This is a genomic window from Bacillus sp. BC05(2025), from assembly GCF_056725905.1.
In genome coordinates this window covers 126,139-148,000 of sequence record NZ_JBWYRA010000006.1, presented here as the reverse complement: position 1 = coordinate 148,000, position 21,862 = coordinate 126,139, and the positions used below count along the sequence as shown (strand labels likewise).

The 21,862-nt window shown below is 34.9% G+C and carries 23 protein-coding genes; 10 read left to right on the top strand and 13 right to left on the bottom strand.

All coding sequences use genetic code 11. The annotated features are described in order from the left end of the window. Window positions 1-228: 228 nt before the first annotated feature. The 10 genes from ACZ76X_RS19650 to ACZ76X_RS19605 form a co-directional block, all read right to left on the bottom strand. Window positions 229-1,662 (bottom strand): sensor histidine kinase, encoded by a 1,434-nt coding sequence (locus tag ACZ76X_RS19650; protein WP_479851507.1) that lies wholly within the window; start codon window positions 1,660-1,662, stop codon window positions 229-231. Beyond that, entirely contained in the window at window positions 1,662-2,351 is a 690-nt protein-coding gene (locus tag ACZ76X_RS19645) for a response regulator transcription factor (protein ID WP_479851441.1), read from the bottom strand. The genes ACZ76X_RS19650 and ACZ76X_RS19645 overlap by 1 nt, the downstream gene beginning before the upstream one ends. A 12-nt stretch (window positions 2,352-2,363) precedes the next feature. Continuing rightward, window positions 2,364-3,134, bottom strand: a complete 771-nt coding sequence (locus ACZ76X_RS19640; RefSeq protein ID WP_479851440.1) for an ABC transporter permease — start codon at window positions 3,132-3,134, stop codon at window positions 2,364-2,366. Between the two features lie 10 nt (window positions 3,135-3,144). Then, window positions 3,145-3,963 carry an ABC-2 transporter permease gene (locus ACZ76X_RS19635; protein ID WP_479851439.1) on the bottom strand — a complete coding sequence of 273 codons (819 nt, stop codon included), beginning with the start codon at window positions 3,961-3,963 and terminating at the stop codon, window positions 3,145-3,147. Then, window positions 3,960-4,688, bottom strand: a complete 729-nt coding sequence (locus ACZ76X_RS19630; RefSeq protein ID WP_479851438.1) for an ABC transporter ATP-binding protein — start codon at window positions 4,686-4,688, stop codon at window positions 3,960-3,962. Before ACZ76X_RS19630 ends, ACZ76X_RS19635 begins: the two co-directional genes overlap by 4 nt. Window positions 4,689-4,915: 227 nt before the next feature. After that, a complete protein-coding gene (locus ACZ76X_RS19625; RefSeq protein ID WP_000404783.1) occupies window positions 4,916-5,056 on the bottom strand; it encodes a DUF3985 family protein in 141 nt (46 codons plus the stop codon). A 96-nt stretch (window positions 5,057-5,152) separates the two neighbouring features. After that, on the bottom strand, window positions 5,153-6,235 hold the full coding sequence (locus ACZ76X_RS19620; protein ID WP_479851437.1) for a M50 family metallopeptidase: 1,083 nt from the start codon (window positions 6,233-6,235) through the stop codon (window positions 5,153-5,155). 12 nt (window positions 6,236-6,247) lie between these two features. Then, complete coding sequence (locus ACZ76X_RS19615) at window positions 6,248-6,955, bottom strand: DUF3169 family protein (RefSeq protein ID WP_479851436.1); 708 nt, start codon at window positions 6,953-6,955, stop codon at window positions 6,248-6,250. Then, window positions 6,945-7,166, bottom strand: coding sequence for a helix-turn-helix transcriptional regulator (locus tag ACZ76X_RS19610; RefSeq protein WP_000776168.1), 222 nt, complete (start codon window positions 7,164-7,166; stop codon window positions 6,945-6,947). Before ACZ76X_RS19610 ends, ACZ76X_RS19615 begins: the two co-directional genes overlap by 11 nt. Before the next feature lie 210 nt (window positions 7,167-7,376). Continuing rightward, on the bottom strand, window positions 7,377-7,991 hold the full coding sequence (locus ACZ76X_RS19605) for a DedA family protein (protein WP_098671111.1): 615 nt from the start codon (window positions 7,989-7,991) through the stop codon (window positions 7,377-7,379). A 413-nt stretch (window positions 7,992-8,404) separates the two neighbouring features. Here ACZ76X_RS19605 and ACZ76X_RS19600 point away from each other — a divergent pair, with 413 nt between their 5' ends. The 10 genes from ACZ76X_RS19600 to ACZ76X_RS19555 all read left to right on the top strand — a co-directional run bounded on the left by ACZ76X_RS19600 (window position 8,405) and on the right by ACZ76X_RS19555 (window position 18,650). Next, the gene (locus ACZ76X_RS19600; RefSeq protein ID WP_479851435.1) at window positions 8,405-8,848 is read left to right on the top strand and encodes a DUF3978 family protein; all 444 of its coding nucleotides are present in this window, start codon (window positions 8,405-8,407) and stop codon (window positions 8,846-8,848) included. A 30-nt stretch (window positions 8,849-8,878) separates the two neighbouring features. Then, window positions 8,879-9,340 (top strand): L,D-transpeptidase, encoded by a 462-nt coding sequence (locus ACZ76X_RS19595; RefSeq protein WP_479851434.1) that lies wholly within the window; start codon window positions 8,879-8,881, stop codon window positions 9,338-9,340. Window positions 9,341-9,704: 364 nt separating this feature from the next. Continuing rightward, complete coding sequence (locus tag ACZ76X_RS19590) at window positions 9,705-10,370, top strand: response regulator transcription factor (RefSeq protein ID WP_000148833.1); 666 nt, start codon at window positions 9,705-9,707, stop codon at window positions 10,368-10,370. Then, a complete protein-coding gene (locus tag ACZ76X_RS19585) occupies window positions 10,348-11,793 on the top strand; it encodes a sensor histidine kinase (RefSeq protein WP_479851433.1) in 1,446 nt (481 codons plus the stop codon). Before ACZ76X_RS19590 ends, ACZ76X_RS19585 begins: the two co-directional genes overlap by 23 nt. 140 nt (window positions 11,794-11,933) lie before the next feature. Next, entirely contained in the window at window positions 11,934-12,836 is a 903-nt protein-coding gene (locus ACZ76X_RS19580; protein ID WP_479851432.1) for an EamA family transporter, read from the top strand. Window positions 12,837-12,908: 72 nt separating this feature from the next. Next, on the top strand, window positions 12,909-13,163 hold the full coding sequence (locus tag ACZ76X_RS19575) for a hypothetical protein (protein WP_000154150.1): 255 nt from the start codon (window positions 12,909-12,911) through the stop codon (window positions 13,161-13,163). A gap of 246 nt (window positions 13,164-13,409) precedes the next feature. Beyond that, complete coding sequence (locus ACZ76X_RS19570; protein ID WP_479851431.1) at window positions 13,410-14,228, top strand: class I SAM-dependent methyltransferase; 819 nt, start codon at window positions 13,410-13,412, stop codon at window positions 14,226-14,228. Window positions 14,229-14,640: 412 nt separating this feature from the next. Continuing rightward, window positions 14,641-16,335: a methyl-accepting chemotaxis protein gene (locus tag ACZ76X_RS19565; protein WP_479851430.1), complete on the top strand. Its 1,695-nt coding sequence runs from the start codon at window positions 14,641-14,643 to the stop codon at window positions 16,333-16,335. A 188-nt stretch (window positions 16,336-16,523) separates the two neighbouring features. Beyond that, window positions 16,524-18,215, top strand: coding sequence for a methyl-accepting chemotaxis protein (locus tag ACZ76X_RS19560; RefSeq protein WP_098254844.1), 1,692 nt, complete (start codon window positions 16,524-16,526; stop codon window positions 18,213-18,215). 117 nt (window positions 18,216-18,332) lie between these two features. Then, window positions 18,333-18,650, top strand: coding sequence for a metal-sulfur cluster assembly factor (locus ACZ76X_RS19555; protein WP_000076425.1), 318 nt, complete (start codon window positions 18,333-18,335; stop codon window positions 18,648-18,650). A 191-nt stretch (window positions 18,651-18,841) separates the two neighbouring features. On the opposite strand, the gene nprB is transcribed toward ACZ76X_RS19555, so the two are convergent. The 3 genes from nprB to ACZ76X_RS19540 all read right to left on the bottom strand — a co-directional run bounded on the left by nprB (window position 18,842) and on the right by ACZ76X_RS19540 (window position 21,803). Further along, a complete protein-coding gene (nprB, locus tag ACZ76X_RS19550; protein ID WP_479851429.1) occupies window positions 18,842-20,491 on the bottom strand; it encodes a neutral protease NprB in 1,650 nt (549 codons plus the stop codon). 152 nt (window positions 20,492-20,643) lie between these two features. Continuing rightward, window positions 20,644-21,342 carry a pirin family protein gene (locus ACZ76X_RS19545; RefSeq protein WP_479851428.1) on the bottom strand — a complete coding sequence of 233 codons (699 nt, stop codon included), beginning with the start codon at window positions 21,340-21,342 and terminating at the stop codon, window positions 20,644-20,646. A gap of 50 nt (window positions 21,343-21,392) precedes the next feature. Continuing rightward, the gene (locus ACZ76X_RS19540; RefSeq protein WP_000845457.1) at window positions 21,393-21,803 is read right to left on the bottom strand and encodes a MarR family winged helix-turn-helix transcriptional regulator; all 411 of its coding nucleotides are present in this window, start codon (window positions 21,801-21,803) and stop codon (window positions 21,393-21,395) included. Window positions 21,804-21,862: the final 59 nt, after the last annotated feature.

Sequence of the window (21,862 nt, the reverse complement as noted above, 5' to 3'; positions counted from 1 at the left end):
TTCTTCCAGCTTTTTCAAATCAGTTTGCATACCCCGGTTGGTATTCACCGAAATATACCAACGATTCTCCAAATATATCTGCGATTTCTTCACTTATATCAGCGATTTTTTCATTTTATCGACGTTTCGACATAGGATATTGACTTACCGATATCCTTCGACACTCAAAGCGGACGACATACCCTATCACCACAAGAAAAAGAAGCTACCTTCACGGCAACTTCTTTTTCACATACCCCCGCCCGGAACCCGAAACGAAACATGTGCCCCACCTCGCACCTTGCTATTCTCTACCTGAATTTTACCACCATGCTTCTCAACAATTGTCTTAGCAATATATAACCCGAGTCCAAAATGTTCCTTGCTTCCTGAGCGTGACTGATCTCCTTGATAAAAACGTTGCAATACTTTTTTCAAATCTCCTTCTTGAAAACCAGGTCCTGAATCATATACATGGAACTCTATTGTGTCATGCCAAATACATACTTTAACGAGCACCTTCCCTGACACCGGGGTAAATCGAACTGCATTCATTACGATATTATCCATGACTTGACTAATTCGCTCTTGGTCAAATACTGAACTCTGTACATCCTCATTATTTTCAAAGGTGACGTCCCACTCAATTTCTTTTTTCCTGGCTATGCATTCATATTCCTCTAGTTTTTTTAGAAAGAATGGGTTTATATGTACTTTATTTAAGCGTAATTGAAACGAGAAACTTTCTAACTCATTTACTGTTTGGAACTCTTCAAGAAGTTTTGTCATTCTGTTTGTATTTCGTTCGATCGTTTGTAAATACCTATGTAACAAGTCTTCATTTTTCCATAAACCACTCTGCAAACCTTCTGTATGACCTTGTACAATCGTTAATGGTGTCTTCAAATCGTGAGAAATAGCTCTAATATATTCTCTTCTCTCTTCTTCTAACTCCCATTGTCGTGACAAACTAGTAGCTAATGCTGCGCGCATATTTTCAAACGAACCGACTAATTCACCAATCTCATTTTGCCCGCTATATTCTAGATGAAAATTTAAATCCTGCTCTTGAATTCTTTTTGAAGCCTCTGATAGTTCAGCAAGTGGTTTCTTTATTCTTTTTCCCATTCGGTTTGAAACGATATAGGATAAAATTGTAATGTATATAAAGGGCGAAGCTAAAAATAAAATTATAAAACAGGAATCAACTGCCGAAGCAGTAGACATTGTCAAATGATAATTAAGCCCTATCGCTCCCTGCAAATCTCCATCCTTATCTACTAAAGGCAGATATGTTGTAACTTCATTATCATCTTCTTCTCCATAAATATTCGTATTAATAACACTCAAAATCGGTCTCTCATTTGTGATCAATTTTGTTGTATATGTACCGTAGGAAATATTTCCTTGCCTATTCACAATTTGATATTGAATGCCCTCCCTAGGGACAATTTTCTCTAATTCATTTCGCTCTTTCTCGTTTAACAATAGCGCGCCTTTACCATTTACGTATTCTTTTATCGTAGGAATTTTCTGCTCATAATAATTTGCAGGAAATACTTTCCCATTCTTCGTTAGCCAATACCAACCACTAGCCGCCGTTAAAACCGTTAGTATTAAACTACCAATTAAAACTATTAAGAAGCCAATTACTAGCTGTTGTTTAATCCGCAACCTTTGCATCAATTTTGTACACTCCACTTATACCCGATTCCCCATACCGTTTGAATATATGTATTTTCTCTGTCATATACACTAAGCTTTGTTCTAATTTTCTTTATATGCTCAACTATAGTAGAGACATCACTTTCACTATCATATCCCCAAATCTTTTCAAATAGCTGCTCTTTTGTCAAAACTTGGCCGGCATGAAGTGCTAACATTTTCACTACTTCATACTCCTTTTTTGTAAAGTGAATTTTTTCTTTTCCAGCCATTATTTCATAGTTTTGTAAATCTATTAATATACTTCCATAGCGTAGAAATTCCTTTTGATCCATCATGCTTAAATTTGTTTTACGGCGCAAATTGGCAATAATTCTCGCTTTCAACTCTTTTAAACTAAAGGGCTTACTAATATAATCGTCTCCACCAATCAATAACCCTTCTATACGAGATCGTTCACTACTATCGGCACTTAAAAATAGGATTGGGCATGCATAAGACTCTCTAATCTTCTCGCACACTGTAAATCCATTCATATCTGGCAACATAACATCTAATATAATAAGATCCACGCTACTATCTAATTTTTTCAAAGCCTCTTCACCGTTTAATGCACTTCTTACTTCATATCCTTCCATGACAAGACTATCTTCAATAAATGTAAGGATATCCGGTTCATCGTCTACAAGTAGTATTTTGTCCGTCATGGTAAGTCCCTCCTAATTAAATACATCTTTTTTACACCAACTAAACATAGCGGCTATTGCACATCCTCCTAAAATTGTACCATTTATTAGGTAAAATGTTACTTTCCCCTCACTTAATATTCTTAGAATTGATTCACTTCCAATTACAAAATAACTTATGTCTTCACTCACATACAAACAAGCTACTAGTAAACCTACTATCACAAAATATGTAATAATAGAGTTTTGAAACCAAAGGCTTACAAAGCTACTCAACATGATTAAAGCACTTGCGATAAACCATAATATTAAATAATATTTCATAGTGTATAAAATAGAGGCACCCGTTCCATAAATGGCTTGTTTATCTAAAAAGAATGTCTCTTCTGCATGCCTTATAAAAAACGTCCCATATATATAACTCTCAATGAATGCCATTAACAAAAACAAACTTACAATACTCATTTGAGTAATCCATTTCGCCAATAATAATTCCCATCTACCTACGGGACGAATCATAACAAGCCGATACGCACCAGATGAAATTTCACTATTAAAACTATCAATAAATAAGATCGGAAAAATTAATAAGAATAAAGTAAAATACCATTCTCTTGTAACTGCGACAGGAAAATTTAAATTACTTAAGATTGCTTCTGTCCCTTTTGTATCATAAATAGCAACTCCAAAAGTGTGAACCCATACGCTATGCAAAATAAGTAGTAGCCCAAAAATAACTAGTAATGCTTTCGTCTTTTTTCTATTAAAAATCCGTTCAAATTCACTTATAAGTATTTGTCTCATTATTCACACCTCACACAAAATTATCTTTTTTTCCTATCCAATAAACTGTTACAGTATTACAAACAACAATGTATATAAGTAAAATTACAGAGCCAAAAAAAATCATTCTTGAACTACCAGATAAAGATATAGCAATTCCTTCATGTTGCAATTTAATTAAAGAAGAATAATTAATATAAAGAAATGCCGGTGATTTTCCTACCACTAGCGCCATCGCTGGATATCCAAAAGAAAATATAATGAATCCCATACCAAGAAGTGTTGCACTTGTTGTCGATTTACTTATAACCGCCAGCATAATTAATATGCTGGCCATCGCTATTAAAGTAAGATACGCAATTCCGTAATAAGAAATACAGTATAAGAAAACATCAAGTGCATTCATTTTTTCCGTAAAATAAAACAAAAGAATACTTGATTCATGCTCAAAGAAAATATAGCCAATACAATAGCTACAAATAAAATAGGCACCCATAAATAGCAAACTTACTGCCAATATCGTAATTATTTTCGCAACAAGAACTTCCGAATACGTATATGATCTTTGGATTACCATCCGAATTTGACCACTATGATACTCTTGAGCAAACACAAGAACAATCAAAACAAGTAAAACGAGATTACATATACTCATAAGCATTTCAGATAATGCAAGTATTGGGAATGAATTCGCATATGTATAATCAACAGCGATTCTTTCTACTTCTTGATTATGTTTCAAATAGTACTTCGCAGCCCCAAGTAACATCACCGGTATCATCAAAAAACAAAGCCATGTTACTTTCTTCGCCCAAAGCCGCTCCCATTCCGAGCGTACTAACCTCATCATGAACTCATCATCTCCACGAAAATATCTTCTAATTCTTTATTCCTACCTTGTAACTCTTCCGTTGTTCCCCGCCATATTAATGATCCTTCACGAATCATGACCCATGAATCACACATAAGCTCCAATTCGCGAATTAAATGACTAGAAATGAAAAAAGTTATTCCCTTATCACGCTGTAAGTCGAGTACAATTTTACGAAGTTGCTTAATTCCAACTGGATCTAATCCATTAGACGGTTCATCCAAAATAATAAAATCTGGATCCCCAAGCAAGGCCTGTGCAATCCCTAAACGCTGCTTCATCCCTAACGAATATGTACCAACTTTATCGTCCGCACGTTTTTCTAAACCGACGATTTCTAATACTTGCTGAACTTTTTTTTCAAGAGCTTCTCCACCAGTACGTAACGTAATCCTACCTAAATTCCGTAAATTTTTTCGTCCTGACATATAAGGAAAGAAAATTGGAGCTTCTACAATTGCGCCTACATGCTGAAGAGCCTCTTTTCGATTTTTTTGTACGCTAATTCCATTAATTAAAATTTCCCCTTCGTTTGGTCGAATTAACCCCATAATTGTTCGAATAAGGGTTGTCTTCCCTGAACCATTTGGCCCAACAAAACCACAAATTTCATTTTTATAAACAGAAAAAGACATGTGGCTTAACAACGTTCTTCCCTTCATTTTTTTCGTCACATCTCTCACTTCTAAAACCGATTTTTTCATCCCTATCGCCTCCTTACTATAAGAATAGAAGGTAAAAATAAACAATTTATAAACAAATAAAAAGAAGCTACCTTCACGGCAACTTCTTTTCCACATACCCACTTAGTATTCACTAAAATATATCAACGATTTTTCAAATATATCGACGATTTTTTCATTTTATCGACGATTTGACACAGGATATCGACTTACCGACACCCTTCGACACTCAAAGCATACAACATACCCTATCCCCCAAGCAATTTACTGCCGAACTCTACGATTAAAAAGATAACTAATAGGATCGCGAGTATCTTTAATGCTACATACGCTACTTTGAAAACAGCATAAATGAGCAAGACGATTAAAATAATCGTTAAAATTTCCATCTAGAATTCCTCCAAGCTTTGCTCTTCTTATCTTATTTTACTCGCCTCAAACTTTTTATGGAACGGCATAAGACGACATAGAAAAAAGAGGATACCTCACCCATCGTAAGATACCCTCTCTTTCAACTGCTCAAACCATTCTCTCTCTAATTGTAAATATCCCAGCTCATTCTTTTCAGCATTCTGTAATTCTTTATCGGCTTTCTTCATATACATACGTGAAGCTTCTAGATCATTCTCTACATATGTAACAATCGCTTGTGTGCGATAATACCCGTGTAAGTCTATTTTTGTAACCACCTTCCCATGTTCCTTCGCTTCTTGCAGAGAAAGACGATCCATCTCATAAAGAGCTTTATATAAAAGATACCAACTATGAAAACTACTAACGAAAAATTTATTTTCTTTCGTTACAGGGAGTTTCACGATTTGTTCTACATACGGTATCGCTTGTTCCATTCCATTTTGATCCGAACGAGCAAGGAAGACGAGCATAAGTCCGCTCATAATCTCTCTTATACTTTTATTTTCTTTTAGTTTATCTTCACTCTGTTCTACTAATCTCTCATTCCAATCTTTCGGCCTCTTATAACTAAATAACTCACTTGATACTTGAATGTTATGTAAATGTCGCTCAGCTCTTGCATCACCTTTAATTAAAATAAGAAATTGCATACCATCACTCATAAGCGTTCCTTTTATCGGCACAATTGTAACCGCAAAGATTGCAAAATGGAAAAAGGAAAAATATAAAAGATATTGATAATAACTCACCATATATATGTAACCGAAAGTAATACCAAATAGTAAACTTGTCATTGGTCCACCTAAAGTCATCCATGCCCATTTTTTTGAAAGGTTCGGTGTCTCTATAGAGGGCGGCACTAACCTTACGACGCCTCCAAAGTACATCCACAATTTATTTTCTCGAATACGTACTTTCCCCTTCTCTTTTTGAAAAGTAATCGGCCCTACTGTCATAAATTTAAAATTCAAACCACCTATTAAACCGAATACTACGTGTCCTAGCTCATGAATGGCTAACACTAATAATGCAATTCCAAATATTGTCCATATATTCAACATTACTTCTAATTTTCCTGTTCGGATTACTCCGTATAAAATGGACAGAATTAGTGCTACTGTCAGTGAACCAGCTGGCCTTCTTAAAATATCCACCTTTTTCTCCCCTTAATAAATCATTTTTCTATGCATTTCGTACATATATGTTCCAACATGTAAAACCCAAACGAACGAAATCATAATGACCATAAAATAATCTTTCCCATCTAAAAGTGCATACACACTCGCCACTAACCACACACAGGCAAGTGTCATATTTGTATAGCGATATGCTTTATATCCCGCTTCATGAACAATTTGTTTTTGGCCTTCATCTGCGTTTTTCGCCCACATTTCCATTGACTGAGAATATGTTACACTCTGATCTGGATATAGAGCGTTATACCTTTTTCTCATTACAGATCCTAACCAAGTTATAGCAATAAAGCACACTGTAGATACAACAATACTTACACTAACAAAGAGCAAGTTCCCCTCACTTGTATACGTTCTATAAAAAGCAATAACTGAGCACATAAACCATGATGGAATAACAATTTCCATTACTCGAAAATAAATAAGCGCTATCCCTAATCTTCGTCCCTTAACATTTTCTTCTTCATCTTTCGTCTGTGCGAGCGCTCTTGTACGCTTCCAAATATAATATATAGCTATTACGCCAAATAAACTCATCATGCCAATGCTAATAACAGGAGATATTTTACTAGTTCCCTCTGTTGCAATATCTCCTACTATATATCCTATAAACCCGCCGCATACCGCTCCTACTAACAACTTCAATATAGCCGCCATTTTCCCCTTTACTTTACTCTTCATCATCCTCTTCCCCCTCCACTAACGTGAATATTTCCTCCACCGGTACATTGAAAATTTGTGCGATTTTTAATGACAATACAATAGATGGTGCATAATCACCACGCTCAATTAAACTAATCGTTTGCCGTGATGATCCAATCGCTTTCCCTAAATCCCCTTGTGATAAACGATGCTTTGCTCGCAATTCTCTCACTCGATTTTGAAGCTTCATGTCTTCCCTCTTTTTCATTTATTTAATTAAAATTGTAAATAATATCCTTATTTTTGTCAATTATAATTGTCATTTTGACGTTAATAATTGACAAGATAATCTATGAAGTTTTAAACAGGTAAACAAAAACTTATTAAAATAGATTGGAAAATAAAAAAGGCAGTGCATTTGCACTGCCTTCCTAATTTTTGACATAGAATGGATTCCATATTAACTTGCGTTTTGTAATAATGCTCGTTTTAACTGTTTACGGAAACGAACTCCTAACGTAATTGCTACAATCACAATCACTCCAAAAATGATTTTACCGATGTGACCTTCTAGCGCTCCAAAAATATCATGTAAGTTTCCACCTAACCAGTAACCACCAATTAAGAAGAATGATACCCAAAATAGAGCACCTGAGTATATTGTAATCGCAAAACGGCGGAACGGTAAGTTAATAATTCCTGCAAAATATCCTGTAAAATGACGTACACCAGGAATAAAGAAACCGATAAAAATTAGGAAGTATCCATACTTATCAAACCACGTTCTTGTTAAGTCGATTTTTCTCTGTGTTAAAAATACGTATTTCCCATACTTTTGAACAAAGGGCATTCCTAATTTATTTCCTAAAAAGTATTGGATTGTCATTCCTACACTTGTCCCAATAAAGGATAGGATAATTAAAATCGGTAAACTTAAATCACCTTTATGTGCTAAAAATCCCGCATATGCTAACGTTGGCTCTCCCGGAAACGGAAGTGCAATATATTCTAACAGCAAACCAACAAGTACAACATAGTACCCGTATTGCTGAAATAATTCATGAATCCATTCCATGTCATCTCTCCTTTCCATCACGTACAACTTCTTACTATTATTGTATAAAAAAATTGTCGAAATAACTATCACAATAGCTTACATTTTTATTACATTTTTGTAAGGATCACACTAAAATTTCCCGTTCTTTATTTACTTCTATGTACGTTCATTTAAAAACAAATTAACAAATATATACCGAGTGAAACACGGACTTAATATGCATTTTTTATCCATTTTTTAACACTTAACAACCATCTTATTTTGTTCTCAATAAAAAACCATCACAAACTCATACTAACTTCATATTAGCTTCATATACGTATTGTAAGATTATATCGGAATTTGTTGAAAAATTTAACCAATATATGACTAAGCATTAAATTGAATAAATATAAGTCATTTTTCGAAATTGAAAAAAGGGTGAATAAGAAATGGAAGCTTATAAAATGCACGATTTTATTAATACAAATGTTGAATCTCATCAAAATGAAACCGTTTTTAATTTACACATATGTGAAACAAATGAATTTGACGTAAGTTTAACAAAATCTACAACACTGTCTTTTATCGTTTCAAAAAAGAACATTAAAATCGTTACGAAAAAATGGATTAATTCAAATCAAGAAAGCATGATTGGCAAAAGTTACATCATTCCAACGAAAGCTTTCCACTACTTCTTACCAGTTATTTCTGAAACTGAAGATGAACTAAATATTCAAGTGCAAAGTTTTGGACTACACGGTGAACTTTTATTAAACGAAAGATTGCTCATTGATAAAAACAACAAACAGAATCCAAAGATTACTACCTTCTTTGAAACATTAGATGAAAATGTAAATAAAGTATTAAGAGGTTTGCAAATTCATTGTATGTAAGACTATCACAATAGCAAAAAGGAGAATATAATGAAAAAACTATTATTAAGCGCACTATTATCATTAGGATTTTTAACTATCCCATTCACAAATGCTGAGGCAGCTACAACGAACGCTCAACTAATTGTAAACACGCAGTTAAATAAAATGGATTATTATCAAAATGGAACATTCATAAAAAGTTTTACTGTCGCTACTGGTAAAGCAACTACTCCTACACCTAAAGGCACTTTCCAAATCGTAAATAAAATTAAAAATCGTCCTTATTATACAGGCAAAATTAAAGGCGGAGATCCACGTAATCCACTTGGTGATCGTTGGCTCGGACTAAACATGGCAGGAACTTACGGAACAACTTATGCGATTCATGGTACGAACAATAATCAGGCAATCGGTAAATGGACAACACTAGGTTGTATTCGTATGTATAACAATGATATACACTGGTTATTTGAGCGTATTCCCCAGCAGGCTACTGTCACTGTAAAATAACCTATCAACACGATTTACGTGTAGCCAAGAATTTTATGTCTTGGCTTATTTTATTTCTTCATTTACAGTAGCAAAACAACTGTATTTACATATATAATAAGAATAGGTTTCGTTAAACAACATCAAAACATTGATAAACATGGATATTAAAATTATACAGTTATAATATTTTATAAATTTTACAATACATACTATAATAGAATTACTGTAATTCTTAAATATTCAGTTTCACTAAACAACTCCCCTTGCTACTTTCATGATTATTTTATGGCGGGGGCTTATTATATGTATAAACAATCTGAGTCATCGAAAAAATGATGAATTCGAATATTGCAGTAAAAAGCGTTATTTAGGAGGTGTTACTATGACGCATATACTGGTGATTGAAGACAACCCAGATATACAAGAACTCATTCGTGAATTTCTAATGGCACAAAACTTTACCGTTGATGTCGTTGGCGCTGGAACAGAAGGCATTCTTCTTTTCCAAAAAAATTCATACGACCTTGTCCTCCTTGATGTGATGTTACCAGATATAGATGGCTATAGTATTTGTAAAATTATGCGAGGACAATCCGATGTACCAATCATTATGTTAACAGGCTTACATAATGAAGAAAGTGAAATTAAAGGATTTGAATTAGGTATTGATGACTATATTACGAAACCGTTTCATTACACCGTATTTATTAAACGTGTAGAAGCTGTATTAAGAAGGGCAGCAACGAAGGAAGCCGAAGCTGCAACTATACTACAATTCCATGAATTGATGTTAAATTCTACAGCATATGCCGCTTATGTTCATGGTAATCAAATTGAATTGACAACAAAAGAATTTGAAATTATTTATACTTTACTGCAAAATCGGGGAAAAGTATTATCAAGAAGTGATTTGTTGAATAAGGTATGGGGCTATGAACATTATGGTGATGTAAGAGTTATAGATACACATATTAAAAACTTACGAAAAAAATTAGGAATTCCTTATATTAAAACGGTGAAAGGCATTGGCTACAAAATCGAATCGTAGCAAAGACAACATCACCAAAAATATTTTCATCAAAACCTTATTATTTTGTATTCTTTTATCACTTTGTCTTTATCAAATTATTTACTTCCTAGCTTCAAACTATGATAAAGAACGTTTTGCAAAAGAAAATGGAGCGCTAACTACAGAACAAGCGAATTCAAATAAACAAAACGACCAAAGTAAAACGAATCAAAATAAAGCTGGATCACAGGGAGACATTTTTAATTTTCAATCTTCGGTTATAGATTATAAATCACTCTCTACAGCTATCAATCACCTTTTGCAGCCTAGCCAAACTGCAAAAGCAAAAGAACATACTCAAAATATTTCGGGGAAAAATAGCGCTTCTGCTCCACTTACAGAAATGGAAAAGCAAGTCGCTACTAATAATGATGCCTTACATAAACAAAATGCAGCAAGTAAAACAAATGATGCACAAGATAATCCAAAATTAACAGATGTACTGCAGCAATTAGCTCCACATATTGGCGCAACAATGCTTGCATTATCTCTGCTCGGATCTTTAATTTATGCAAAACTAATTGCTAAACCTTTTCAATATATGAGTGAAGCTTTAAAAGATATTATGAATCTTGATTTCTCAGATAAAAAGCTACTTAACAAAAATACTGATCAAACAGATTTTAATTTACAAGTAGCTGCTTCACAAGTACCAAATATAGTGAAGAATTTACATGCAAGCAACCAAGATTTAAGAAATGAACTCAAAAAGGAGCAGCAATTAGAACAATCTCGTAAAGAATTTATGTCTATGGTTTCCCATGAATTAAAAACACCAATCGCAGCCGTTATGGGGCAACTAGATGGCATGATTCACGGGATTGGAGCTTATAAAGATAGAGATAAATATTTAAAACGCTCCTATGAAATGATGCAAGATATTAACATATTAACGGAAAAAATGTCGGAATTATCCAAAATACAAAACCCTCAATTTAAACCAGATTTAAAAGTTATCTCATTAACTAATATTATTGAGGATGTTATGAAGAAAGTAGATTATTTCGTATCTGTAAAGCAATTAAATGTTCAATCTAATATTAAACAAGATGTACAAGTTTTAGCTGATCCTAAATTTATTCAAACTGCCATTTTTAACATTATTTCAAATGCAATTCATTATACAATTGACCATCAGCATGTCTATATAAAGCTTTATGAAAAGCCCAACGGTTACGCATTAGAAGTATTAAATACAGGTTCACAAATAGATGAAGATAAACTTGCCCATTTATTTGAACCGTTCTATCGCGCAAACCCTGACAAACATGGCTTAGTACAAGGTAGTGGTCTTGGGTTATACATTGTAAAACAAATACTAGATAAACATCAATTTCCTTACGGTATACAAAACACACCTCAAGGTGTAAAATGTTCTATTGTATTCCCAAAAGCAATGTAAAAAACCTACTACAATTTCATACCCCAAATTCATACTTCGTATGAGTGGCGGAATTTTGTAGAGTATATGACTCTGTTTCGTTCGCCCGTTATCCTTATTTGGATAGCGGGCGTTTTTTATTATGTAAAAGGAGGATTTTCATGGAGAAATTTAAGTATTCATTACTCGTTTTATTCGGAGCTTGTAGCTACGGCGTACTTTCAACTATTTTTAAACTCGGATTCATTGATGGATTTTCAGCACATCAACTATTAGGAGGACAATATGTCTTCGGATGGATTGGACTTCTTCTGCTCGTTCTTTTCGTTTCACGTCATAAAGTAACAAAAAAGCAATTCTTTTCCTTGCTAACAGTTGGAACGACAATGAGTATGACCGGTATCTTCTATGCTATTTCTGTAGAAGAACTACCAGCATCTATCGCTGTCGTCCTGCTTTTCCAGTTCACATGGATTGGTGTAGTCATTGAGGCAATTGCAAACCGTACATTTCCAAGCCGTGAGAAAGTTATATCTATCCTTATTTTATTTGCTGGAACATTGTTTGCAGGCGGTGTCTTTGAAGGTCTCGGACAAAACTTTTCCACAAAAGGTATTATCTTTGGCCTATTGGCCGCTGTCTCTTTTTCATTCTATGTATTTGCAAGTGGGCGCGTTGCTACAGAAGTTCCAGCTTATACGAAAAGCTTCCTTATGACAACAAGCGCTACTCTTATCGTATGCTTATTCTTCCCGCCAACCTTTTTAACAGACGGTACCTTACAAGCTGGTCTCTGGAAATACGCCTTCTTCCTCGGATTGTTCGGCGTTGTCGTACCTGTCATTTGTTTTTCAATTGGCGTACCGAAAGTTGGAACAGGACTTGGTACAATACTAGGAGCAGCTGAATTACCAACAGCCATTATCGCTTCTATTACACTTGTACATGAAGTCGTAACCTTCATGCAGTGGATCGGGATTATCTTTATACTACTTGGGATTTTTACTCCTCAGCTCCTTACGGCTAGGAGAGAAAAAAAACGTAGTAGCGTGCATAGTGCGTGAGAATAGAGACTTGCATATAAATGTAAATACAGTTACAATGTGGTATAATTTCAAATCTATTTGGAGGTATAAATGACTATTTTAAGCGTAGCCTTTTTTGCTATTATGTGTATCTTCTTCCTAATAAGATATATGAAAGAAAAGAAATTTTACGATTTGCTCCTCATTCCCATCTGTATATATGCTGGGGCAGTCAAAACTCCTTTAGTAGAGTACTTAAACTTTAATACTACATTCAAAATAACATATGATATTGCAGCTATTATTCTCGTAATCCTTGCTGTTCTTTTCTTCTTAAAGGATAAGAAAGAGAATCCTACTGCCTAACAAAAGACCTTTCATATATTTGAAAGGTCTTTTTCTCTATCTCACTTTAACGCACTAAATAGCTTTTCTATCTCACACTCAATTTGTTTTACATCAATTCGTTCAAATAGCGGCTGCACACTATCGATTCTATTGGGCAATGTATTTTACGACTTAATCACAGAAAAATCAAACTTTTATTCAGAAAGAAGAGGAAATCCCACCTTCTCATAGAATAACTATACGTTCACAAAAGGAGTGATACGATTGAATCAAAAACAACTAAGCGCGCGTAATGAAAAAAGCTGGAATGCAGCTGCGTATGAAGCTTGGACGAATCGCCATGGGGCGCCAGCTGATTATGCGAAAAAGCTTATAGAGGATCCCATGCGCGAAGTAGATCACTATTTACCTTATATACAATCTCCAAAAGGAAAACGTATTATTAATTTACTCGGTTCAAAAGGCAATAAAGCCGTTGCTCTCGCTCTTTTAGGAGCTGACGTAACAGTTGTTGATATTTCAGCCAGTAATGCAAAATATGCAAATGAACTTGCAGAAGCAGCTGGGGTCTCTATCCAGTATGTCGTTTCTGATGTATTACATGCACCGCTCTCCGAATCATTTGATATCGTATTGCTGGAACTTGGTGTACTCCATTACTTTCTAGATTTAAAACCGCTCTTTCAAAAAATTGCTACCTTACTGAAAGGAAATGGAATGCTTATCCTTCGTGACTATCATCCTGTTTACACAAAATTATTAGGGAGCGACCACCCATCATTTCGAGCTAATGGAAATTATTTTGATGAAGAATTAATGGAAGATGATGTTGCTTATAGCATTCTTCTTACAGAAGCGCAGAAAGAATCGTTACCTAAAACAACCATCCGTCGCTGGACGCTAGGAGAAATTATTACAACACTTGCAGAAGCACATTTTAAAATTGAAAAACTAGTTGAAGAACACGGGTCTCATCAAAGATGGGTCTTCCCTCCTACTGCACCGGAAGGAATGGAAGAGCGTGTGCCTGGTTTATATACATTAATTGCGACAGCATGCAAAAAAGGATCCCTTCACGGATAGGATCCTTTTTGCATGCTCACGCATATAAGTTGAGGTTGGAGATTACCATAATTCTGTAGAATAGGACACAAGATATTTCAACATTTCGTCTCTGACTTACGTCGTCAAAAAGGGGTATGACCAACATAACGAAGAGTAATGTTTATAGTTGATACTGATAATCGTTATCAACTAATTAGAAGTATACATGATGTTATTTCAAATTACAATAGGATTTCTAATTTTTATTTATGAATTTTTTGATATACAAATGTATACATTTTAAGAACATTTACTCATACTGATTTGCTATCTTCCATTATCTGCTATAATTTTCATTGAACAGATTAATAACTTCATAATAATGTTTTTATTAATTCTGTATAAATATTTATAAATTATAATAAATAGTTTTTAAAAGGTAGGGGTAACGATGAAATATGTTAGTATTCGAAAAAAACTACTCTTCACACTCTTAAGCATTTGTTCCTTATTTAGCATTGCTCTTATTGTTATTCTTTCATTCGCCATGAATCAAGCAAATGAAGTCGAAACCTTAAAAAATGATGTATCAAAAAGAGCAACAATTTTAAAAGAACGTGGCGATTGGTTCCAAGCACAAGTTGCTGGCTTACAAGAATATTTACTATCACATGATCAAAAAGGATTGGATAAATTCAACCGAGAAGGAAAAAAACTAGCTGATACTAGAGAAAAAGTAACAAGTGATAAAAAGCTTCCAGAAGGAATGAAAGAAGCGATTTTAATGGGGGCAAAATGGCGAAGCGTTATAGATAATGAAGTCCTTCCTCTCGCTCGCGAAGGAAAATGGGACGAAGCATCCAAAATCGCTTTGGCTCAAACCGATTATGTAAACGACCTTTTAAGTCGTTTTACTAAATATACAAATGAAGAAAATGATAAACGTGACGCATTAATTGCTGACGTAGAGTCTTCTTCATCTCTTATTCAATATATTATTTTCTTCTCCCTCATTACATGTACAATAACGGCGATTTTATTAGCATGGTGGTTCTCTGGTAAACTCGTTAAACCGATACGACAAATTGATGAGAAATTAAAAGAATTAGCTTCTCAAGATGGCGATTTAACAGCTAGATTGCACGTAACGAGTAAAGATGAAATCGGTGATATCGCCAATTCCTTTAATCAAATGCTCGCTAACTTACAACGTATCATACAACAAGTGCAACAAACATCCACAAGTGTAAAAGAAGCGTCTGAAAATGTGTTTATTGAAACAACTGCTTCTATGGAAAACACAGCAAAAACCGAGGAAACTATGAATGCTCTTGAACATAATATTCGTTCACAGGTTTCCAGCATAGAAGAAAGTTCAACTGCAATGGACGATATGGCAACGAGTGTTCAGCGTATTGCAGAATCTGCCTCTTCTGTTGCTAGCCTAGCTGTTACAACTTCAGAAAAAGCAGATAGTGGGAATAAAGTCATTGAGAAATCTATTACACAGATGCATACCATTAACGATGCTGTTAATGCTACATCACAAGTAGTAGAGCGACTCATTACGCACACCAATCATATTGATACTGCACTTCAATCTATTTCTAATATAGCGGAACAAACGAATTTACTTGCTTTAAATGCTTCAATTGAAGCAGCCCGTGCTGGCGAACATGGGAAAGGATTCGCTGTTGTTGCCGATGAAGTGCGAAAACTTGCTGAACAGTCTCAATTAGCAGCAACTGATATTAATCATTTACTTCATCAAATTCAAGCAGATACAAAAATAGCAAATGAAATGATGGAGCAAGGCCAATCAGAGGCTTCTGAAGGAATTACAGTCATTCGTACCGCTGGATCTTCATTCTCAGAAATTGTTAACCACATTAACAAAGTCTCTACACAAATACAAGAAATGTCTGCAACTGCTGAAGAAATGGCCGCAAGTTCTGAAGAAATGAATGCAGCTTTAAATAACATTGCTTCTATTTCAAATGAAGTTGCCGCCGAAACATCACAAACAGCAACTTCAGCTGGTGACCAAGTAAACAAAATGAGTGTCGTTGCTAAAAAAGCGTCTGAAATGAAAACGACCGTACAAGAACTTGAAGTTCTCGTTTCTCATTTCAAAACAAACATTTAAAGCGAAACTTTCATTTATATTTCTAGGAGCTCCAAACTATTAAAATATCTCTTTCTATCTCTCATTACGTCTGCTATAATTCCTAAAGGAAAGAAGAAAGCTTTATTCCAAATGGGGTAAAGCTTTCTTTCAATTTTTTACATTAATTAATTCTAATACTATGATTTCACAAAGGAGGCTTTTATCATATGAGTTTTATTAGCATTCGAAAAAAACTAATGTTCATGATGGGAACGATTTGCGCTTTATTTGGCATCGCCTTAGCTTTTATTTTATTTTTTGCTATTGATCAATCTCGTCAAGCTGAAGCATTACAAAAAGAAATTTCTCCCCTTGCAACACAATTAAAAGAGCGCGGGGATGCTTATCAAGTACAGCTCTCTGCTTTAAGAGGGTATTTATTACAGCATGATCAAGTTGAATTTGATAAGTTTAATTCGATGAGTAAAGAGCTTGAGAATACAAAAGATAAGCTTCTTTCTAATCCAAATGTTTCTGAGTCCATGAAAAATACAATGGAATCAGGATCCACTTGGAGAAAATTTATTGAAGAAAAAGTTTTCCCTCTTGCAAAAGAACAAAAGTGGGAAGAGGCTTTACAAGTAGCTTATGCAGAAAATGGTACCGTTTATAAAGTAATTGGTGACTTCACAAATTATAGTAATGAACAAGCTAAATTACGTGATCAATCTATCAAAAAAATTGATCAATCTTCACTACAAATTGAATATGTTGTCTTCTTATCACTTGTTATTTGTATTATCGTAGCTATTATTCTTGCATGGTGGTTCTCTGGTAAACTTGTAAAACCAATTCAACAAATTGATAGTAAACTAAAGGAATTATCATCTCAAGAAGGTGATTTAACAGCCCGTCTACAAGTAAATAGTAATGATGAAATTGGTACGATCGCAACATCATTTAATAAAATGTTAGAAAACCTACAACATATCATTAATCGTGTTCAAAAAACATCTGTAGAAGTACAAAGCGCTTCTGAAAATATGCTAGAAAAGACGAATATATCACGCGAGGCAACAATAAAAGTTCAAAGCTCGATGTCCAACTTAAATGAAAGTATTCAATCGCAAGCCTCTAGCATGGAAGAAAGCTCAACTGCAATGGACGATATGGCAGTAAGTGTTCAGCGAATTGCTGAATCTGCTTCATCTGTAACTGAACTTGCTGTAGCTACATCTGAACAAGCTAACGACGGAAGTTCGGTTATTCAAAAATCCGTTTCACAAATGACAACGATACATGACGCTGTAAATGCTACGTCAGAAGTGGTCGAACGTCTAATCACCCACACGAAATATATTGATACAGCTGTACAATCTATTTCTAATATCGCGGAACAAACAAACTTACTTGCTTTAAATGCATCTATCGAAGCAGCTCGTGCTGGCGAACAAGGAAAAGGTTTCGCTGTCGTAGCTGACGAAGTTCGAAAACTTGCTGAACAATCTAAAACTGCGGCAACAGATATTAACCAATTACTACATCAAATTCAACAAGACACTGAAACTGCGAGCTCTATGATGTCACAAGGTCGTTCGGAAGCATTTGAAGGCATTCATGTTATTCGTGAAGCTGGTAATTCTTTCACAACGATTGTGGAGCAAGTAAATAAAGTATCTACTCAAATGCAAGACATCTCAGCAACTGCTGAAGAAATGGCTGCAAGTGCTGAAGAAATGAACGCTTCACTGAATAACATCGCTTCTATTTCGACTGAAGTATCTAGTGAAACAGCGGCAACAGCACAATCTGCTGAGCAAAAAGTCATTACGATGAATGAGATGACACAAACAGCTAAACAAATGAAGCAAACAGTTGAAGAATTAGATCAACTCGTATCACACTTCAAAACTGAATAGCCTTTAAAAAATATCCCTCTTCCAAAAGGGATATTTTTTTGAGCTCATTTCCTGCATATTATACATATTTCCGTTATAATGAGAATCGATATCATTAAAATGCAGGGGGTGCTACTTATGTCACAAGAAGCATTTGAAAATAAATTATATGCGAATTTAGAAGCTGTTATTGATCCAGAACTAGGTGTTGATATCATTAATCTTGGATTAGTTTATGACGTTACAGCAGATGAAAATAATAATGCTGTCATTACGATGACGATGACTTCTATCGGTTGTCCAATGGCTGGGCAAATTGTATCAGATGTAAAAAAAGTATTATCAACGAACGTACCTGAAGTCAATGAAATAGAAGTAAATGTCGTTTGGAATCCACCATGGTCTAAAGAACGCATGTCACGTATGGCGAAAATCGCATTAGGTATTCGCGACTAAATAAAGTGAAACTTTAATCAGTGGGGGGACTTCATCCCCCACTGATTATTAGTTGAACCAATCGGGCTTTTATAGGCAGCCCGCCCCCCATCTAAATTCTTTGCTTTCGCTGAATTTTGAGGTGGGGTCTTACTGCCCATTAAAGCGGGATAAAGAAAGACCTGACATCTTAGTCAGGTCTTTTTCTCTTATTATTTTACGCCTACTGCGTCGTAAGCTTTCGTTACAGCTTGTACAGCTTTAGAGTTTTTACCATATAAATCTTCAGCTGACTGAAGTGCCGCTTGACGCATCATCTTAAAGTCAGAGTTTGCAGTTAAATATTTCGTAAGAGCACGGTAATAAATTTTTTCTGTCGCTTCACGGCCTACTCCTGTTACTTTCACACCGTAATGCTCGCCGCCTTCAGATACTAAGTATGCAGCTTTATTGTTAATACTGCTGTTAATATGAACACCGCCATTATCAGCTGTTCCAGTGTAGCGCTTATTGTAATGATCTGGGTAACCTTCACCTGGTTTTAATGGATTTGGAATAGATGCTGGGTCCTTCAGAGATCGAAGTGCATCACCAGGTTTATCAGGTGTATAAATATCAGCACCTAAATCCCAGCTCTTCTTCTCAACCATGACACCCATAATATCAGATAATGATTCATTTAACGCACCTGATTCATTTTTATAAACAAGATTTGCTGTATGTTCAGTTACAGCGTGTGTTAATTCGTGACCGATAACATCTAGTCCAGCAGATAATGGAATGAATGTTTTTCCATCGCCATCACCATACATCATTTGTACACCATTCCAAGCTGCGTTATTCCAGCTTTCTCCAACGTGAACAGTCGAAATAAGCTTCGCGCCTTTATCATCGAAAGAGTTACGATTAAATGTCTTTTTGTAGTAATCATATACTTTTCCTGCATTTACATGCGCATCAACTGCAGCTTTATCTTCGAAGAACTTAGATTTACTTTCAACTTCTTCTCCTGTATATCCAAGCCATTGTGAGAATAAATTAAACAAGTTTTCATCCATATTTTCTGCATCAAATGTATGAATACCTTGTCCTCGTTTACCATCAAACAAGTTGAATTGTCCTGTTTTCGTATCTTGAGCAATTTCAAATGATTGTCTAGCACCTAATACACCGTAACCAAATCCAGTAATGTTATCTACAGCATTATATTTCTCAATCACATTTCCATTTGTCGCATCAACAAAATAATGCCAATATCCTGGAGCTGGCTTTGAAATCGACGCTTTCACTAAATATGCAAGATAGTAATTTCCATCTTTTTCATACACAAATAAATCTTTTTTCACACCGTCATAACTTTTTACTTTACCAACTTCTTTTTCAATATCTGCCTTTGCAATTGTTTCTGCTTGCTCTGCGCTAATATTTGCAAACGCAGGGATATTTTTATCCTCTAAATTCGGAATCACTTGTCCGAAGAATGCTTTTACATTATTTTCTTTATCTAGTGTAACAGTTTGATCTGAACCATACACAGGGATGTTATTATGTTTCTCAACTAGCTTCACGTGTGTTGTGCCAGATTCAGCATCTTTTTCTTCCCCAACGACATTGAAATGTTTATCAATATTTCCTGCTAATTTGAACATATCTTTCTTACTCTCTAAATATTGAAAGACCGTCTCTTTTTTATCTAGTCCTTCCGGTGCTTTCCATTCTTCACCTATGTATGCAGGCGTTTTAAATTCTTGATGGTATTGAATTTTTTGCTCTTCCGCTTTCGTTGTCGTTGCTCCAAATGTTCCAAATCCCCCGGCGATAACAGTTAACGCTAATGCTGATGAAATGACTTTCTTTTTCACTATAACATTCCCCATTCCCATAAAGATTTTTGACACTTTTATACAATTCTTGTTTTTCAAGGTGATACCTTTACTGAAAAATTGAGAAAGTTTTTTCTGACAATTCCACTCAAAAAAGAGGACATCTATCGGATGTCCTCTTTTCAAACATTTTATTGTTTTTTCAATTCAATTGCTAAATAATGAGATTGCTCTTTCGCTTCAATATGAATATCTTCTTCCACCGCTTCTGCTGCATCACGCATAACAAGTGTCTCACCATTTATTACACTACTTCCTTCAATTTGTACAAGATATAATTGACGGCCTTCTTTCACAGGAAAACGAATTTCTTTTCCAGCATCTAACGATAAAGCATATAAATTCGCATCTTGGTGAATTTGAATTGGTGCCCCGCCGTCTATTGGCGATACCATATGAAACCATTCGTTTTCACGCTTGCTCCAATCAAATGTAAACTCACCATAGTTTGGTTTATGATCCGCACGATCTGGTAAAATCCAAATTTGTAATAAACGTAGTGTTTCATTTCCTAAATTATGCTCACTATGAAATACACCTGTGCCAGCACTCATATATTGAACATGTCCTCGCTCAATTGTTCCGCGGTTCCCCATGCTATCTTCATGTGTTAAAGCACCATCTACAACGTACGAAATGATTTCCATATCGCGGTGGGGATGCATATCAAAACCAGTTTGTGGTGCTACTAAGTCATCATTAATAACACGTAATGCACCGAAGTTCATGTTATTAGGATTATAATAATTCGCAAATGAAAAATGAAAATGTGTATTTAGCCAACCGTGATTTGCTCTTCCCATATTTTTATGATCAACTTTTCTAAACATATCCTTCACCTCATATTATCTCGAATTCAAGATTTATTTTAAAATTTTTCTCACTGTAACTTTTTTAGTAATTGTAATAATTGATGTTGTTCTTCTACATTTAAATTTTGAAACTGCTCCGCTTGGAATGTTTCTTGAGGCGGGACGATTTCCTCATATAAAGCTCTTCCCTTTTCTGTTAACGAAATATATTTTGTAGTACCTTCTTGTTCACGACGAATCCACTCGAGCTGCTCCATTTTATTTAAAAGCTGCGTGATATTTCCCTTCGTAACAAATAGCTTATTTCCAAGCTCTTGCTGCGTCAAACGATCATGCCCTCCAACTTGAGCTAGTACATCAAACTGAGCGGCAGATACATTCCATTCTTTCAAATGCTGATTCGTCTCACGAATACTTTTGTTATAAAAACGTGATAAACGAAACCATAATAGTAATCCGAGCCTATCTTCTGTTTTCATTTCATCACCTCGCTCGTTTCATACCACTAGTTTAGAACTAAACTTTATAAAAGTCAATC